We start from the raw sequence: 17,445 nt of genomic DNA on the forward strand, positions 1-17,445 counted from the left end.
CCTTCAATAATTTTAATCAAATTTTAGAAAGTGGCATTAACGGAAAGACCAAAGCTGCGTGTTGCGGGCGGCATAAAGATGTCTACGCCGGAAAGCCCGTTACCTGTAGAGAGGGTCATTTCAGGATCAAAAGGCGCTTTTTTGGAGAAGTACGCCAGGTTACGGCCTACCAATCCTACCTTCAACCCTTTAACGAATTTATTCTCCAGGGGAATAGCGTAATTCAACGCTACTTCACGCAGGCGTATCACGCTGGCACTGTAGATATAGTTACCGGTTACGCCGTTACGGCCACCTACTTTCTGGTACCATTTTTCTGCATCCACCACGTTCACAGCATTGCCTGTCGCATCTACCGCATCTACAAACACACCGCCTGCGTCACGCGCATCACCGGTTGCTTTGGAAACGCCATACTGGTCCATAAAGGCCTGGGTAAGGGACATTACATGACCGCCAAATTTGCCATCGATCAGGAATGATAAGCTAAAGTTGCCGTAAGTAAGGTTGTTGTTCCAACCCAGCTGCCATAAGGTATTGGCATTGCCCAGGTAGGAGAATGCACCGCCCTGCTGAATGGGGGCGCCAGTGCTATCCAGCATTACGCGGCCCTGTTTATCGCGTTGTAATACGGTACCGTAAAAATCACCAAAGGCGCCGCCTACGGCGAATTTGGATTCATAGTTGGTGCCGGAGTTACCGCTCAGCGTAAAGTAAGATACGCTGGGATCCAGCGCCAGTACTTTATTATCATTATAAGAATAGTTCAGCGCAGTATTCCATTTGAACTTACCGGTGTTAACCGCATCAAAGCCCAGTGAGATCTCCACACCCTGGTTACGGATATTACCCGCATTGATGTAGAAATTGTTGTAGAAAGTAGCCTGGCTGGCGTCTATCTGCAAGGTCTGGTTCTTGGTATTGGTCTTATAGAAGGTGAAGTCGAAGTTCAGGCGGTTATCGAAGAAGCGCCATTGTGTACCCAATTCCAGGGAATTGGTCTTTTCCGGTTTTAATTCCGCAAAAGGCGCCAGTGTATTGATCACCGCGTTACCGCCAGCACCTAATGTAAAGGGAGCGGGACGGCTGGTATAAGCATCCGGCGAGTTACCTACCTGTGCAAAGGAGCCCCTTACTTTAGCATAGCTGATCACTTCCGGCAGTTTTACCATCTGTGAAAGAATAAAGCTCAGACCTGCGGAGGGATAGAAATAGCTGAGGTCATTTGTATAGGCCAGGTTAGAAGCCCAGTCGTTACGGGCAGTCAGATCCAGGTATACCCAATCATTAAAGGAAAGGTTGGCGCTGGCAAATACGGATTGCCACTGGCTGTGTTTTTCCTGCATAGTGCCTGAATTCTTCGGATTCAGCACTTTAAAGTTCTGTATGGTAAATATGTTGGGCAGCACCAGGCCATCTTGTTGAGAAGAGAAGAACTCACCGGTAGTTTTTACATCACGTACGCTGGTACCTACCAGGCCGGTCACTTTAAACTTACCAGACAGCGGCACATTGAAATTGGCTATCAAATCGCCGTACTGCTGTGTGTTTACGCCATTGCGGTAGGTATAGCCGCCATTTTTAGGCGCTATTACGGTGTTGGTGCCATCAAACAGTTTCTGTTCAAATACATCATTTACCCTGTCTATACTACCTCTTGCCTGTATATTCAACCAGGAGAGCACATCATATTTAACACTGGCATTCAGCAGGATCCTGTTACGATCCAGGGAGTTAGTGTTACGGTTGGTGATCCACCAGGGGTTCTGCTGGATATCTTCATTGAATCCCCAGTTCTGTACCGGCAGGCCGGTACCAAGGTTAATGGATTCAAAACCGCTCTTATAGGGCGCCAGGTTTACGCCACGCGGAAAGAGGTACAGCCCTGTGAGCGGGTTAGTATAAAAACCGGCCAGGGGCTGGTTGTCTATTTTCTGCGTTACGTAGTTCACATCCGCTTCTACCGTCAGCTTATCATTGAAGAAGTGACCAGTTTCTTTAAAGGTGATGTTATTACGGCCCAGTTTATTACCCGGCTCAATGCCTTTAGCAGAAGTATTGGCATAAGAGAAATAAGATTGCGCTTTATCAGTACCTGCGGACAAGCTTACTGAGTTGGTCCAGTTCTGACCGGTCTGGAAGAAATCACCCAGGTTATCGTGGCCGCCGTTGGTGATCTTACCGCCCCAGCTCTGCGTGCTACCTTCTTTCGTTTGACCGTAGCTATTCTGGAATTCCGGTTTGGACACTGCCTGATCCAGTGTGTATACAGAAGAAGCATTAACCGTTAACTTGCCTGCTTTGCCACTTTTGGTGGTAATAAGGATCACGCCGTTAGCGCCCTGGCTACCATACAATGCAGCTGCGGAAGCGCCTTTCAGTACGGAGATGCTTTCGATATCGTCTGGGTTCAGGTTGGAGATCGGGTCGCCACCGTCGTAGTTCGTGCTGCCGCCAAAAGAGGTGGTAGGCTGATTGGTAACGGTATTGTTCATGGGTACCCCATCAATCACATACAATGCCTGGTTACTCTGTAGGCCGGATTTGTTACCACGCAGCACTACTTTAGAAGAACCGCCTACGCCGGAAGCGCTGGGGCTGATGCTTAAACCGGCTACTTTACCGCTAAGGGTATTAACCAGGTTAGAAGTTTTTGCTTTGGTAAGCTCATTGCCGCCTACCTGCTGGGTAGCGTAGGTAACGGATTTCTCAGAGCGTTTAACACCCAGGGCCGTTACCACTACGATATCCTTTAGCTGGTTGATGGCCTGCTGCATCACGATATCGATGTTTACGGCCTCGTTCCCCACGGTGATCTGCTTTTCCTGCGGCTGGTAACCCAGGAAGGAGATGGTGACGGTATAGGTACCGGGGTCGATATTAGCGATGGTGAAAGCGCCCGTTGGGGACACCTGGGCGCCGCGTTTAAGCTCCTTAATATATACCACCGCGCCAATGAGGGGCTGGCCGCTTTCGTCCTTTACCGTACCCTGCACCGTTTGCGGGGGCTGGGGGGCGGGCGCCGCAGCGGCAGCTTTGGCTTTGATGATAATGATCTTGCCGGCCACCTCGTAAGTGAGAGGCAGGCCTTTGAGGCAGGCAGCCAGTACTTCATCTACCGACGCTTCTTTCACGTTGATATCGATATTCTTTGCCTGTTTGATCAATTTGTTGTCGTACAGCAGTGAAAACCCGCTCTGTGCCTGGATATCAGCAAATACCCGGCTCAGGGGGACATTCTTTTTCGCCAGGGTGATCTTTTGCGAATACCCCGAAGCGCTTACCTGTAAAAAGCCAACCAGCAAAAACAGTGTGGTCAATTTCATAACAAGAATCAGGTTGGTGGCTGTAAAACGCCGCCATTGCGGCACTTTACATTGTACCCGTAGTTTCATAACTTTGTTTGGTTTGGTTTAGTGATCAAAAGTTGTTCAAAACGCATCTTTTTGGTGAATCCAAACATCCGCCGGGAATGTTCGCAGCATTTCCGGTTTCTTTTTTGGACACCTTGTTGTTGTGGACTGTTCTATATATTATCTAGCTCATAACGATTAGTTTATTGCCTTCCATCCTAAAGCGGACCCCGCTGCTTTCCAGCGCCTTCAACACGTCCGCCAGGTATACGTTCCTGGCGATCTTGCCCACAAATTCAAACTCCTTCACCGGTCCTTCATATACCACTTCCAGGTCGTACCAGCGGGCTATCTGCCGCATAAGGGCGGGCAGGTCTGCCTTATCGAACTGGAAATAGCCGTTTTTCCAGGCCAGTACCTGTTCTGTATCCGCATCCTTTACCAGCTTCAGATCCCCATTCTTTGGCAAGCGTGCCTGCTGGCCGGGGGCCAGCAATAAGGAGGCCGGGCCTTTGCTCATTTTTACCGCGCCTTCGAGCAGGGTGGTCTTTACATCCGCCTCGTCGTTATAGGCATTCACGTTAAAATGCGTGCCCAGCACTTCTACCGTTGCTTCGTTCACCTGTACCCGGAAGGGCTGCGCCTTATTGTGGGCTATTTCAAAATAGCCTTCGCCGGTAAGGGTCACGTTGCGCTGGTCGCCGGCAAACCTGTTCGGGAACCGTAAGGAGGAGGCTGCGTTCAGCCATACCTTGCTGCCATCCGGCAGCATCACCTGGTATTGCCCGCCCGTGGGGGTGGTAATAGTATTATATATGATCTCATCGTTATCGTTTGCCGCGGGCATGCGCACCGCCAGTTGTCCGTTTGCCAGCTTTACAATGCTGGCGTTGCCCTGGCTGGCCAGTACCCCGTTTGCCGCGCTATCCAGGGAAATGGTGGAACCATCGCCCAGGGTAAGCATTGCCCGGTTGCCGCCCGGCGCATGTTGCGGGTTACCCGGTTGGGCCGGTGTTTTTTCGCGGCTGGCCAGGGGCTGCTGCGCTGGTTTCCTTAACCAGTAAAAAGCGCCGGCGGCCAGCACCAGTAAGACGGACGCCGCTACTGCCAGTCTTTTTATCAGCAACACGCCGTGCCTTGGCAGGGCGTTCCCTTCCTCCATCCTATCCAGGCTGCTTTCCAGCGAGGCGGCAACATCCGGCGGTATGGGCAGAAGCGTTTTAAAGGCCTCCGGCACATCGCACAGCTGCAATACCCGGTCAAATTCGTCCGGCGTAACCTGCTGCAGCCAGGCGGTCACGATGTCCGCTTCTTCCGGCGAGACAGCGCCCCGGGCGTATTTTTCCAGTAATGGTATGATGGTTTGCTCGTCCATAGGTTGTTGCGTCAATACATATAAAGACTGTTGCCACATTAAAATGGACACCGGGAAAGGCAGTTTTTTTTAAAAAAAACTTAACACGGAGGAGTTGGAGGCTATAAATTATTTGTTATCAACTGTTTAATAACCGGCCCTATTCCATGTGCAGCTGCTGTTTAATAAAATGGATGGAGGCGTAGAGGTGCTTTTTTACGGCCGACCGGGAGATACGGACAGCGGCGGCAATTTCATTGAGGGACATACTTTGCTGGGTACGCATAAAAAAGATCAGCTGGCGGCGTTTAGGCAGCCGGGTAATGGCCTCCAGAGCGGCCTTATGGTATTCTTTATAGATCACCTCCCCTTCTACGGAGTTACCGGCTTCCGGCTGCGCATCAGAACTGTACAGCTCTGCCCTTTGACGGGTAGCCTGTTGTTTGGCCTGATCAAACAAGCGGTGACGGACCATAATAAAGAGGTAATCCTCAAAGGAGCGGATGGCGGCCAGGGTCTCTTTACGTTCCCATACCTTCAGGAATATGTCCTGGATGATCTCCTCCGCATCCGCCCGGGAGCGCATGGTGAAATATACATAGCGGTACAGGCGGGGAAAGTAGGCCGTATATAATGTAGCAAAGGCTTCCCTGTCGCCTGTTGACGCGATCAACAGGAGTTCTTGTTCACGAACCTGTTCAATTCCTTCCTGGCTATTGTTGCCTGATAGCATCTTTACGAGTAGCGGTATAAGATATAACCTACGTAGGTGTAACCTTCAAAATGTCCCAATAATCGGTGAAGGTACTTAATATTTCAAAAACATATCTTTGCCGCCGGAAGAAGCGGAAATTCCAGGCGCATGCCGCTTTGCCATTTTAGATTTAAAATGTTACATTTTACATTTTATAAGAATAAGTAACTAAATTTGCGCTCTACTATAATATTTGATTAAACTGTTATGCGTACTATTTCACTAAAAAGGGTTGTAGTTACTGGGTTAGGAGCTTTAACACCTATTGGGAATGATGTAAACACTTTTTGGAAGAATATCAAGGCCGGCACCAGTGGGGCTGCGCCTATCACCCGATTTGACAGCACTGAATTCAAGACCAAGTTTGCCTGTGAGCTGAAGGGCTTTGATATAGAGAAGTTCATGGAAAAGAAGGAGGCCCGGAAAATGGACCTCTTTACCCAATATGCCATGGTGGCTGCACAGGAGGCAATTGAAAATGCAGGCCTTCACCTGGATGGTATTGATAAGACAAAGATCGGCGTGATATGGGCCTCCGGTAACGGCGGTATGCAAACCTTCGAAGACCAGATCGTTGAGTTCACCAATGGCGGTTTTATACCGAAGTTCAATCCGTTCTTCATCCCCAAACTGATCTCTGATATTGCTGCCGGACAAATAGCCATTAAATATGGCTTTATGGGCATTAACTTCTGTACGGTATCTGCCTGCGCCTCTTCAAGCAGCGCATTGGTAGACGCCTTTAACTATATACGCCTGGGTAAGGCCAAAGCTATTGTGGCCGGCGGTTCAGAAGCGCCTATCACCCGTGCGGGCATTGCAGGTTTTAACGCCTTAAAAGCGCTGAGCACCCGCAATGAAGATCCTTCCGTAGCTTCCCGTCCGTTTGATGCAGACCGTGATGGTTTTGTAATGGGCGAAGGCGGCGGCGCCATCATCCTGGAAGAGTATGAGCACGCTGTTAAAAGAGGCGCTACTATCTATGGAGAAATGATCGGTGGCGCTATGACAGCGGATGCTTATCACCTGACAGCTACCCATCCGGAAGGCCTGGGCGCTAAAATGGGCATGGAAGAAGCCCTGGAAGACGCCGGACTGACGATCACAGATGTAGACTATATCAACGCGCATGCGACCTCTACCCCGGTAGGCGACGTGAGCGAGCTGAAAGCGATCACCAGCACATTTGGCGATCATACGCAGAAACTAAACATCAGCGCTACCAAATCGATGACCGGTCACTTACTGGGCGCTGCAGGCGCTATTGAAGCGATTGCCTGTATAAAGGCCACCCAGGAAGACATTGTGCCGCCTACTATCAATACCGGCACACTGGGCGAAGGCATTCCCACTAACCTGAACCTGACCATTGGCCAGGCGCAGCAACGTACGGTGAATGTAGCCATGAGCAACACCTTTGGCTTTGGCGGTCATAACGCTATTGTGGTGTTCACGAAATACAAAGGATAAGGATCAGATACCAAATACTACGGATTATCCGTTACTAATTCAGCGGCAGTTTTTCTGCTGAAGTGGTAACTGATAATCCGTAACTTTTTGTTATCTTTCTTATATGTTAATGTTACCCAAAAGACACATCCTCACCTTCCTTACATTTTGCTGTTTTCTCAGCATACAGGCCACTGCACAGCGAAAAGAAGCCAACCTCAGCGAGGCTAACGTACCGGCGTACACGTTGCCGGACCCATTACGCACTAAGGATGGCAAGGTCATTACCACCGCCCAGCAATGGACCCAGATCCAGCGCCCCTATATTTACCACCTGTTTGAAGAGCATGTGTACGGGCGTTTTCCCCGTAAAGCGCTGTCCATGACATATAAGGTGAACCGTGTTGACCCGTATGCGCTGGATAGTACAGCCACCTGTAAGCAGATCACCCTGTATTTTACTAAATCGGACACATTGGCACAGCTGCATCTGCTGCTGTACCTGCCTAATAAACCTAAACGCCGGGTGCCGGTATTCCTGGGTATGAACTTTTACGGTAACCAGTCCGTGATCAATGATCCCTCCATTCCCATCACCACCGGTTACACCGTAAAAGGTCCCGGCATAGTGGATAACCGGGCTACCGAAGCCTCCCGCGGCGCGCAGGCCTCCCAATGGCCTATAAAGGATATCATCAGCCGCGGTTATGGCCTGGCTACTTTCTTTTACGGGGATGTGGAGGCCGACAAACCAGACGGCTGGCAAACAGGGTTCCGTACCCGGCTGCAGGAGCTGCTGGACATACGGCCGGAGGAATGGAGCGCCATGGGCGTATGGGCCTGGGCGTTATGCCGGGCACTGGATTACCTGGAAATGGACAAACGGGTAGATCCTGACCAGGTACTGGTCATGGGGCATTCCCGGCTGGGAAAGGCCGCTTTATGGGCAGGCGCCAGCGATCCGCGTTTTGCCATGGTGATCTCCAATGAATCCGGCGAAGGTGGCGCGGCTTTATCCCGCAGGGACTATGGCGAAAACATAGAGCTTATTACCCGCAGCTTCCCCCACTGGTTTGTAGCTGACTATAAGAATTACGGCAGCAACCCAGCTGCCCTGCCGGTAGACCAGCATATGCTGCTGGCCCTGATCGCGCCACGCCCCTTGTATGTGGCCAGCGCAGAAGGCGATCAATGGTCTGATCCCAAAGGGGAATTCCTGAGCGCCCGGTATGCGGAGCCGGTGTACCTGCTGTTTGGCAAACGGGGCCTGGGCACAGACACTTTTCCCCGCCCCCAGCAGCCCACCGGTGAATTTATCCGCTATCACATCCGCACTGGCAAACACGATGTAACCGCTTATGACTGGGAGCAATACCTGCAATTTGCGGGAAAACACTGCGACTCCCGTCCGTGACCTGCCGCCCGGATAATACATTTTAATATATTATGCTTAGAAATATGGGAACATCCGGGATTGTCCGGATGTTATCAGGGGAGTGCTGCTTACGCCCGTTGTATCTCGTCACCCCTTAAATGCCCCATTATGAAACAGCTATTTGCCAACTGTAGCGTATGCTTTGTTGTTTACTCCTTCTTCCTCTTAACCACCGCCTGCAAAAAAACGGATCATTGGAATAAGCCCTGTTGTTTTGAAGGGCCGGCCTGTAATGCGCAGACCATGATGGTGGCGCCACGGGATTGTACCTACACAGGCGGCGCCTATTCAAAACCTTATAAGTTCACCAAAACCTATGGCCCTGATGGCCGTGTTAATTATCTGGACGGTTATGAAGGCCCATTCTGGGGAGGTCCATTCTTTACCGGTACAGTACATTACCAGCGGAAGCGGGTATATATGCTGGACGTAAACAGCCGTGACACCATTATGACCGCAGACCTGAATGATTGCGGCCAACCGGTAAGGGCAAGGGCCACCTATAACACTCCGTGGACAGATAGCAGCGCCTGGCTGTACGTGTTCCTGTACGACCAGAAAGGGCGGTTATCCCAGCTGCAACGCGATAACCAAAGCAATCCATTCAACCCGATCATATATACCTATGAATACGATCGCTATGACAATATTATCCGGATTGCTGATATCACTTTTCATGCGGAGGAAATACGCTATATCTACGATTATAGCCGCCCTATTAAAGGCGGGTATTATGATTCGGGAAGCGGGAGTGGAATGGGCGATCATATATGGGAAATACTCGGCGATCTGCATACCCAGCCCCATCACATCATGACAAAAATTATTTCCACTGGTGTGGGGAACGGCGCCTGGGCCTATGAAAACCAGGTAGTGAATGCGGATGGTTACCTGGTGTATTACGAGGCTAATATTTATGATTATATAGGAGGCGGAATAAAGGTCACGCTTCTTTGGAACTGTGGCAAAAGCCACTCACATAATGCGCCCGGAAAGAGCTGACAGGAAATAACTGCAGCTGCAACAATCGCCATAAAAGCCGTTCATCGTGGCTTGCGGCAAGGGCGGCGGACAGAAACAGTAAGCATTTCTGCAGCGTATTACAAATTATCTGTTTTAATATATTATAGCAGTAAATATGGCAGTCCGGCGGCGTTTTCCGGGCTGCTTTTGATTACTTTTGCAACATTGTATGCCATACCCCCTTTAGCCGTTTGCACCTCCTGTAACCATTATTGATTTTTTCACCCAATTAAACCCCATTTATGCAAGCAAGTAATTTTATTAAACTCCGTATCTGTGCCCTTATCTGTGCAGTGCTATTATCCGTGCAGGCCTGTAAGAAACCCGATCATTGGCACATTCCGCCCGGCTGCGCCAAACCAGCTGCGTGTAATGTAGAAAAAATGCTGGTGACCCTGGAGAATGACAGTGAGTATAACGGGCCACGCTATCCCGCCCCCTATAAATTCTACAAGACGTACGGCCCCGATGGCCGCGTAAATTTCATAGATGCATTTATCGGCCCCATGTGGACCTCCCTTTATTACACCGGTACCGTTCAATACAGCGGTAACCAGGTATATATCATGCATTATGCATTCCCGGATACCTTATTCTCTGTAAAGCTGAACCAGTGCGGGCAGCCGGTGAGCGCTATTTCCCGCTACAATCCCGGTTTTGTGCAGCAGTTCACTTATTCCTATGACCGTAAAGGCCGGCTATCCAAGGTAGTCTGGAGCTCCGGCTACACCGACCATTATGAATACGACCAATATGACAATATTGTACGCATCCACAACGGCGTCTCCGGCGAAGGCGCCTTCTACATCAGCTATACCTACAATTACAGCCGGCCGGCCAAAGGCATTTACCTGGAGCAGGATTTTCTCCATTTCTATGCTACTGAGCTGCTGGAGATGCTGGGATTGCTGAACCTGCAGTCACACCATCTGCGCACCAGCATGACCAACACTTATGAGTACCCTACCGGTACCTTTTTGTACTTTGACCATGTGGTGCAAAACGGTTATGTACAATCTTACAGGAGAGGTGAACCAGGCGGAGCGGGTATGCGCGTAAAAAGCGAGCATACCTGGAACTGCGGCAACACCGGCGGCAACAGCCAGAAATATTAAAACTACCTGAAATACAATCAGTCACAGGCGCTGTATATGGCAGGCCTGTGGCTGACCTCTTTTACGGCGCCAGCCCCTGCGCATTTTACTAAAAAAATTAGGGTTCGCATCCAATTATGGCGTAGTTTAGTAGTTTGAAAAAGTCCGTCAAGGGACTTTTATGGACTAAAGCTTATGTCAAAAAAGAAGAATGCGACGGTTCCCGTTGTACCTGTAGCTGCGGATGATCATATTGCAGTGTTTGGCGCCCGGGAACACAACCTGAAGAACCTGGATCTGCAGTTGCCCAAGAATAAGCTGGTGGTGATCACCGGCATCAGCGGCAGCGGCAAATCATCGCTGGCTTTCGATACTATTTATGCAGAGGGGCAACGCCGTTATATGGAGAGTTTCTCCGCCTATGCCCGCCAGTTCATTGGCGATATGGAAAGGCCGGATGTAGATAAGATCACCGGCCTCTCGCCGGTAATTTCCATAGAGCAGAAAACCACTAATAAGAACCCCCGTTCCACAGTGGGCACCATTACGGAGATCTATGATTTTCTGCGCCTGCTGTATGCGCGTATTGGCGTGGCCTACTCCTATAATACGGGCAAGCCCATGACGCGCTTTTCCGAAGAGGAGATCCTGGCCCATCTTTTCAAAAATTACAATAAGAAAAAGCTGGTCATATTGGCGCCGCTGGTACGCGGGCGTAAGGGCCACTACCGTGAGCTGTTTGAGCAGGTGCGCAAGCAAGGATACCTGAAAGTGCGGGTGGACGGTGAGATCCTGGACCTGAAGGAACGCATGCAGGTAGACCGTTACAAAATACATGATATTGAACTGGTCATAGACCGCATACAGGTGCAGGAAGACGCCCGGGTGCGTATTAGCCAGAGCGTGCAAAAAGCCCTGCAAATGGGTAAAGGCCTGTTGTTTATCATGGATAACGACACCCAAAAGGTGAGCCAGTACAGTAAACAGCTGATGTGTGAGGATACCGGCCTCTCCTACGAAGAGCCATCACCCAACACCTTCTCCTTTAACAGCCCGTATGGGGCCTGTCCCCGCTGTAAAGGGCTGGGCACTATCTACCAGATCAATATGGACGAGGTGATACCGGACCATTCAGTATCCATTAACGAGGGCGGTCTGGCCCCCCTGGGCGAGGCGCGCGATACCTTTACCTTTAAGCAGGTGGCGCAGCTGGCCCGTAAATACAAATTCTCCCTGACAGGCCCCATCAGCGATATTCCGCAGAAAGCGCTGAACGTGCTGCTGTTTGGCGATGAGAACGGCAAGCTGGAAGTGGACATGGACTTTGAGAGCAATGGCAACGGAGAGTACGCCAATGAGTATGAAGGGGTGGTGAACATGGTGCGTCGCTACTTTAACGACTCCTCTTCTGACCATGTGCGCAGCTGGGCCGAAGGTTTTATGCAGCTAAGCACCTGCCCGGAGTGTAATGGCGCCCGCCTGAAAAAGGAGAGCCTGCACTTTAAGGTAAATGAGAAGAATATCTCTGAGCTGGGCGAAATGGACCTGGACAAACTGCAGATCTGGTTCCGGGATATTGAAAAACGCCTGGACAACAAACAGAATGTTATTGCCAAGGATATACTTAAGGAAATCAGGGAGCGCCTGCAGTTCCTGCTGAACGTAGGCCTGAGCTACCTGACCCTGAACCGCCCCACCCGCACCCTGAGTGGCGGGGAATCGCAACGTATACGCCTGGCTACGCAGATAGGCTCCCAGCTGATGGGCATCACCTATATATTGGATGAGCCCAGCATAGGCCTGCACCAGCGGGATAATATGCAACTGATAGAAGCCCTGCAGCGCCTGAAGGAAATGGGCAATACCGTGATAGTCGTGGAGCACGATAAAGATATTATGCTGCATGCGGATCACCTGGTGGATATTGGTCCCGGGGCCGGCGTACACGGTGGCCAGATCATTGCTGCGGGCACTCCCCAGCAGGTGATAAAACTGGATACCCCTACCGCTGGTTACCTGAATGGAAAAAGGGCTATCCCCATCCCGGAAGAAAGGCGTAAAGGCAATGGCAAATCCCTGGAGCTGAAAGGCGCCACTGGCAATAACCTGAAAAATGTAAGCGTAAAACTGCCCCTGGGCACCTTTATATGTGTGACCGGCGTTTCCGGCAGTGGTAAATCCACGCTGATCAACGAAACGCTGTATCCCATCCTTTCTAAACACGCCTATGACTCCAAACTGGTGCCGATGCCCTATAAAAGCATCAAAGGGCTGGAAAATATAGACAAGGTAATTGAGATAGACCAGTCGCCCATAGGCCGCACACCGCGTAGCAACCCCGCTACCTATTGCGGCTTCTTTACGGATATCCGCGCGCTGTTTGCGCAGGTGCCGGAGGCTAAGATCCGGGGCTACAATGCCGGCCGTTTCTCCTTTAACGTAAAAAGCGGCCGCTGCGACGTTTGTGAAGGCGGCGGCATGCGCGTGATAGAAATGAACTTTTTGCCGGATGTATATGTACATTGCGAAAAGTGTAACGGACGCCGCTACAACCGCGAGACCCTGGAGATACGTTACAAGGGCAAATCCATTTCCGATGTGCTGGATATGACGGTGGACGAGGCGGTGGAATTCTTCCAGCCGGTGAGTTATATTTACCGTAAGATAAAGACCCTGCAGGATGTAGGATTAGGATATATTACCCTGGGACAGAGCGCCGTAACCCTTTCCGGTGGAGAGGCACAACGCGTGAAACTGGCCACGGAGCTATCCAAAAAAGATACGGGCAAAACCATTTATATACTGGATGAGCCCACCACGGGCCTGCATTTCCAGGATATATTGCTGCTGCTGAACGTATTGAATAAGCTGGTGGACAGGGGTAATACCGTTCTGGTTATTGAGCATAACCTGGATGTAATAAAAATGGCGGATTATATCATTGACCTGGGCCCGGAAGGCGGCGGAGGCGGAGGCACCATCCTCTGCACCGGTACGCCGGAAGAGGTGAGCAGCTGTAAGGATAGTCATACCGCGCGTTTTCTGAAGAAAGAATTGAATAATTAATAATGGGTTAAAACGCATACACAGGTGTTACCTATCACCCTGTTGATCCGTTCTACGCATTATTAACGGCAACCCATTTATGAAGTACTTTATTTTTTTATTATTGATAGCGGCAGTGGCCTGCAGCGATGAGACCAAGTTCTGCGACCAGGCGCTGAGCACCGATACGCACATGCGGTTTATACGGGACAGCCTGGGCTTTAGGCGGGATACCATCATGAGCAAGGTTACGCTGTATGCGCTGGGAAGAGACAGTATTTACAAACAGCAGGCAGTATCTGATGTGTTTTTTGCCCTATCCCCGGTGGCAGACAGCAGCCGTTTTTACCTGAAAGTGGATTCCATATCCGATCCGGATACGCTCACATTCCGGTATTCGCGGTCGCAGCACTTTATATCGCCGGGTTGCGGATTCTCTACTTTCTTTTCGCTGGATACGGTGATCACCACGCAACACACGATCCAGTCATTACTCATCAATCAAAAGGATATAACGTCCACTACCAATGATACCGCGCATATTACGCTATACTTTGGGTTTTAGCCTGTGGCTAAGCGCCGCCCAGGCGCAGGTAAAGCCAGTGACGCCACCGGTAACGGATACCAGCGTGCACCGGACGGACACTACTGCGCACAAGGCAGACACGATCAAACCTAAAGCGGCTGCGGTGGTATTACCGGACAGCGTGTATACCGTACCAGGCGGCCTGCGGATAGGGCTTGACCTGGCCCGGTTTGTTGTAAAGGCCTTTCAGCCTTACCGTACAGATGTAACGGTAGTAGGGGATTACCGTATTAAAAAAGACCTGTACTTAGCAGCGGAAGCCGGCTGGCAATCCACTTCCCATAGCGATACCAATTATACCTATAAAGGCCGCGGGGTCTTTGTGACCGCCGGGGTGGATTATAACCTGCTGAAAAAGCTGCTGCCCCAGGAGCGGTATATGATCTTTGCCGGTATCCGCTATGGCTTTGCGCAAATGAGCTACGAGGCGCCCAGTTATACCATATCTAACTCCTACTGGGGCGATAAACTGCCTGGCAGCGTGCCCAAGACCAATACCAGCGCCCATTGGGTAGAGCTGATCATGGGGATCAAGGCGGAAGTGCTGAAGAATTTGTTTTTAGGATGGAATATCCGGGAAAAGATACTGGTGAGTGGCCCTAAAGACGATATCTTCCCTCCCATTGCAATACCGGGCTTTGGTTCCGGCACCAAAAAATCGCAGTTTGACTGGCAGTATACGATCTCTTATTGCATACCCCTGAATGATATTAAGGTGCATGTGCCCAGAACGCCGCCCAAGAAATAATTACAGATTATCAATTACGAATGTGATCGAAGCGGGTATTAGATGCTGCTTTAATTACTCTCTGATCATCTCAATATGCGGGATATTATCCTCCAGGTACATTTCGCTGCTTTGGCGGAAGCCCAGTGAGCTATAGAACTTATGTAGATATTGCTGGGCGCCTATCTTGATGGGCTGTTTGCCATAACGTTCCTCCAATACAGCAATGGATTTTATCATGAGCTCACGCCCGGCGCCGGTACGGCGCACCTCCATAGCGGTGATGACCCGCCCGATGGATGCCATGTCAAATTTGATACCGGGGGCAAAAATGCGGGTATAGGCCACCAATTTATGCGTATCGTTATAGCCCATCAAATGCAGGGCCTTCTGATCTGAACCGTCCATATCCTGGTAGGGGCATTGCTGTTCTACTACAAACACCTCGCTGCGCAGCTGTAACAGCGCATATAGTTCAGCGGTGGTCAATTCATCAAATGTTTTTTCTATCCAGAACATACATAATTAGCTTTTAGCGGTTAGCTGTTAGCTTTTAGTGATTGATGCGGATGCTACTTACGTGGCGTATAGCTAAAGGCTAACGGCTAGTTTTTCATAAAACTACTGTAAAGCTTTTATAAATTTATACCCTTTATAACCATGCAAATTGTCAATAAGGATCATGTCTGAAAATGCCGCACCATTCCTCACGCTGGAACATATTACTGTCCGCTACCTGGATAAAACCTTGTTCACCGGTCTTAACTGGGAAATACTGGAAGGCCAGCAATGGGCCATTACAGGCAACAGCGGCTCCGGCAAAACCGCCCTGCTCAACACCATTGCAGGCAGGTTTAACGTGATCAACGGCGGTATCCATTATCATTTTTATGAGCATTACCGGCAGGCGCACACCATTACAGATCCTTATTTTACTTACCGCAATCTGCTGGCGCATGTAGCCCATCACCATAAATTCCGCAACCGCAGCAATACCACCGATTTCTACTACCAGCAACGGTTTAACAGTATGGACGCTAACGACGCTCCCACTGTAAGGCAGTACCTGTATGGAGAGGAGGCAACGGCCATAGCGGAGGAGCCCTTGCTGGCGCCCCTGCGTATAACCCCGCTGCTGGACAAAGAACTGATCAAACTATCCAACGGGGAAACCCGCCGGGTGATGATTGCCAGCGCGCTGCTGCAAAAACCAGTGCTACTGATGCTGGATAACCCTTTTACCGGCCTGGATGTGCAAACACGGGCGCAGTTCATGGAGATGGTGGACCATATCATTACCAGCGGTATTAATGTATTGCTGGTCACCAGTCCCGGAGAGATCCCGGCCAATATCACCCACGTGCTCACGCTGGAAGATGGCGCCATTAGCGGCCGGTATACCCGTAATGAATTCCTGCAACAGGCACTCCCGGCACAGGCACAGGCAGCCGCCCCTGCGATCAACGAACAGCAGCTGCGGGAGCTGGTACAGCCAGCAGCCCGCTCATTTGATACCATTGTAAAAATGGCAAATATACACGTGCAGTATGGGGATAATGTGATACTGGATAATATCAACTGGACGGTAAAACCCAACGAAAAATGGGCGTTGCTGGGGCCTAACGGCGCGGGCAAATCTACGCTGCTGAGCCTTATCAATGCTGATAATCCGCAGGCATATGCCAATGAGCTGTACCTGTTTGACCGGAAGCGGGGCAGCGGAGAAAGCATCTGGGATATTAAACGCAAGATCGGCTTTGTATCACCGGAGCTGCACCAGTATTTTCCGGCGGGTAATAATTGCCTCCAGGTAGTATGTTCTGGTTTTCACGATATTATTGGCGCTACACGCGCCGCCACACCGGAACAGGCGCAGCATGCGCTGGGCTGGATGGAGATACTGGGCATTGCAGCCTTCAGCACGCACTCCTTTAAGCTGGCCCCGGAAAGCATACAGCGCCTGGCCCTGCTGGCACGCGCGCTGGTAAAAGATCCCCCGCTGCTGATCTTTGATGAGCCTTGCCAGGGATTGGATGCACAGCAGAAACAGCATTTTAAACAGGTGATAGATACACTTTGTGCGGTGATGGAATTAACGCTGATCTTTGTAACGCATTACCAGGATGAGATACCGGCTGCCGTAACAAAAGTGCTGCGGCTGGAAAAAGGAAAGGTGGTGCAGGCGGAATAATTATTTCGTTTATGCGCCACGTTAGCGTTTATAAATATTTGCTGTTAATTTTAAAAAAGTAGTAAACATTTTTTAGGTGGGTGTGTTATAGTTTGAGCAAGAGAATTTTACTGTTAACCGTATAAAAACCATCCGCCCATGAGCCCACTTCATGCATCTACTAATCCTTTACAGCACATTCACCAGCTTTTAACCGCGCTACCATTGGCGGTAAAAACCCGGGTGTGCCAGGAATGCAACTGGAGCCTTCCCACCTATTACCGTAAGGTAAAAGGCGCAGGCCTCAGTAATGCAGAAAAGGAGAAGATCATCTGTATCCTTTTTGATCAGCTGCGTCAAACATGGCAGTGTTGCAAACATGGAGATAATCCACCTCAGGCATAAGGCCGGGTTAACCTCCTGTAAATGATAGGTTTTAGATGTAAAGGCGGCAA

At 50.3% G+C, this 17,445-nt stretch carries 13 protein-coding genes; 9 read left to right on the forward strand and 4 right to left on the reverse strand.

Annotation, left to right across the window (positions count from 1 at the left end; translation table 11 throughout):
- Positions 1 to 23: 23 nt before the first annotated feature.
- The 3 genes from F0L74_RS00250 to F0L74_RS00260 all read right to left on the reverse strand — a co-directional run bounded on the left by F0L74_RS00250 (position 24) and on the right by F0L74_RS00260 (position 5,380).
- On the reverse strand, positions 24 to 3,395 hold the full coding sequence (locus tag F0L74_RS00250; protein WP_246197580.1) for a SusC/RagA family TonB-linked outer membrane protein: 3,372 nt from the start codon (positions 3,393 to 3,395) through the stop codon (positions 24 to 26).
- A gap of 142 nt (positions 3,396 to 3,537) precedes the next feature.
- A complete protein-coding gene (locus tag F0L74_RS00255) occupies positions 3,538 to 4,728 on the reverse strand; it encodes a FecR domain-containing protein (protein WP_213086856.1) in 1,191 nt (396 codons plus the stop codon).
- Positions 4,729 to 4,867: 139 nt separating this feature from the next.
- Positions 4,868 to 5,380, reverse strand: a complete 513-nt coding sequence (locus tag F0L74_RS00260; RefSeq protein ID WP_188315811.1) for an RNA polymerase sigma factor — start codon at positions 5,378 to 5,380, stop codon at positions 4,868 to 4,870.
- Positions 5,381 to 5,668: 288 nt separating this feature from the next.
- Here F0L74_RS00260 and fabF point away from each other — a divergent pair, with 288 nt between their 5' ends.
- The 7 genes from fabF to F0L74_RS00295 all read left to right on the forward strand — a co-directional run bounded on the left by fabF (position 5,669) and on the right by F0L74_RS00295 (position 14,841).
- Complete coding sequence (fabF, locus tag F0L74_RS00265; RefSeq protein ID WP_149835851.1) at positions 5,669 to 6,931, forward strand: beta-ketoacyl-ACP synthase II; 1,263 nt, start codon at positions 5,669 to 5,671, stop codon at positions 6,929 to 6,931.
- 103 nt (positions 6,932 to 7,034) lie between these two features.
- Complete coding sequence (locus F0L74_RS00270) at positions 7,035 to 8,324, forward strand: alpha/beta hydrolase family protein (protein ID WP_213086857.1); 1,290 nt, start codon at positions 7,035 to 7,037, stop codon at positions 8,322 to 8,324.
- 129 nt (positions 8,325 to 8,453) lie between these two features.
- Complete coding sequence (locus F0L74_RS00275) at positions 8,454 to 9,347, forward strand: hypothetical protein (RefSeq protein WP_149835852.1); 894 nt, start codon at positions 8,454 to 8,456, stop codon at positions 9,345 to 9,347.
- Between the two features lie 263 nt (positions 9,348 to 9,610).
- Positions 9,611 to 10,483: an RHS repeat protein gene (locus F0L74_RS00280; protein ID WP_149835853.1), complete on the forward strand. Its 873-nt coding sequence runs from the start codon at positions 9,611 to 9,613 to the stop codon at positions 10,481 to 10,483.
- 174 nt (positions 10,484 to 10,657) lie between these two features.
- The gene (uvrA, locus tag F0L74_RS00285) at positions 10,658 to 13,528 is read left to right on the forward strand and encodes an excinuclease ABC subunit UvrA (protein WP_149835854.1); all 2,871 of its coding nucleotides are present in this window, start codon (positions 10,658 to 10,660) and stop codon (positions 13,526 to 13,528) included.
- A 79-nt stretch (positions 13,529 to 13,607) separates the two neighbouring features.
- Positions 13,608 to 14,072: a DUF6452 family protein gene (locus F0L74_RS00290; protein WP_149835855.1), complete on the forward strand. Its 465-nt coding sequence runs from the start codon at positions 13,608 to 13,610 to the stop codon at positions 14,070 to 14,072.
- Positions 14,035 to 14,841 (forward strand): DUF6048 family protein, encoded by an 807-nt coding sequence (locus tag F0L74_RS00295; RefSeq protein ID WP_149835856.1) that lies wholly within the window; start codon positions 14,035 to 14,037, stop codon positions 14,839 to 14,841. The genes F0L74_RS00290 and F0L74_RS00295 overlap by 38 nt, the downstream gene beginning before the upstream one ends.
- 54 nt (positions 14,842 to 14,895) lie before the next feature.
- Here the strand turns inward: F0L74_RS00295 and F0L74_RS00300 are convergent, their stop codons facing one another.
- Entirely contained in the window at positions 14,896 to 15,339 is a 444-nt protein-coding gene (locus tag F0L74_RS00300; protein WP_149835857.1) for a GNAT family N-acetyltransferase, read from the reverse strand.
- Between the two features lie 163 nt (positions 15,340 to 15,502).
- On the opposite strand from F0L74_RS00300, the gene F0L74_RS00305 reads away from it, so the two are divergent.
- The gene (locus tag F0L74_RS00305; RefSeq protein ID WP_149837183.1) at positions 15,503 to 17,011 is read left to right on the forward strand and encodes an ATP-binding cassette domain-containing protein; all 1,509 of its coding nucleotides are present in this window, start codon (positions 15,503 to 15,505) and stop codon (positions 17,009 to 17,011) included.
- Positions 17,012 to 17,149: 138 nt separating this feature from the next.
- Positions 17,150 to 17,395: a hypothetical protein gene (locus F0L74_RS00310; protein WP_149835858.1), complete on the forward strand. Its 246-nt coding sequence runs from the start codon at positions 17,150 to 17,152 to the stop codon at positions 17,393 to 17,395.
- Positions 17,396 to 17,445: the final 50 nt, after the last annotated feature.

Origin of the sequence: Chitinophaga agrisoli, from assembly GCF_008386695.1 — a bacterium.
Lineage (GTDB): Bacteria > Bacteroidota > Bacteroidia > Chitinophagales > Chitinophagaceae > Chitinophaga > Chitinophaga agrisoli.

What these genes read in the sequence shown, in the direction of transcription:
- F0L74_RS00250 (WP_246197580.1), bottom strand. Translation starts at nt 3,395, where the DNA reads ATGAAACTACGGGTACAATGTAAAGTGCCGCAATGGCGGCGTTTTACA.
- F0L74_RS00255 (WP_213086856.1), bottom strand. Translation starts at nt 4,728, where the DNA reads ATGGACGAGCAAACCATCATACCATTACTGGAAAAATACGCCCGGGGC.
- fabF (WP_149835851.1), top strand. Translation starts at nt 5,669, where the DNA reads ATGCGTACTATTTCACTAAAAAGGGTTGTAGTTACTGGGTTAGGAGCT.
- F0L74_RS00270 (WP_213086857.1), top strand. Translation starts at nt 7,035, where the DNA reads ATGTTAATGTTACCCAAAAGACACATCCTCACCTTCCTTACATTTTGC.
- F0L74_RS00275 (WP_149835852.1), top strand. Translation starts at nt 8,454, where the DNA reads ATGAAACAGCTATTTGCCAACTGTAGCGTATGCTTTGTTGTTTACTCC.
- F0L74_RS00280 (WP_149835853.1), top strand. Translation starts at nt 9,611, where the DNA reads ATGCAAGCAAGTAATTTTATTAAACTCCGTATCTGTGCCCTTATCTGT.
- uvrA (WP_149835854.1), top strand. Translation starts at nt 10,658, where the DNA reads ATGTCAAAAAAGAAGAATGCGACGGTTCCCGTTGTACCTGTAGCTGCG.
- F0L74_RS00290 (WP_149835855.1), top strand. Translation starts at nt 13,608, where the DNA reads ATGAAGTACTTTATTTTTTTATTATTGATAGCGGCAGTGGCCTGCAGC.
- F0L74_RS00295 (WP_149835856.1), top strand. Translation starts at nt 14,035, where the DNA reads ATGATACCGCGCATATTACGCTATACTTTGGGTTTTAGCCTGTGGCTA.
- F0L74_RS00300 (WP_149835857.1), bottom strand. Translation starts at nt 15,339, where the DNA reads ATGTTCTGGATAGAAAAAACATTTGATGAATTGACCACCGCTGAACTA.
- F0L74_RS00305 (WP_149837183.1), top strand. Translation starts at nt 15,503, where the DNA reads ATGTCTGAAAATGCCGCACCATTCCTCACGCTGGAACATATTACTGTC.
- F0L74_RS00310 (WP_149835858.1), top strand. Translation starts at nt 17,150, where the DNA reads ATGAGCCCACTTCATGCATCTACTAATCCTTTACAGCACATTCACCAG.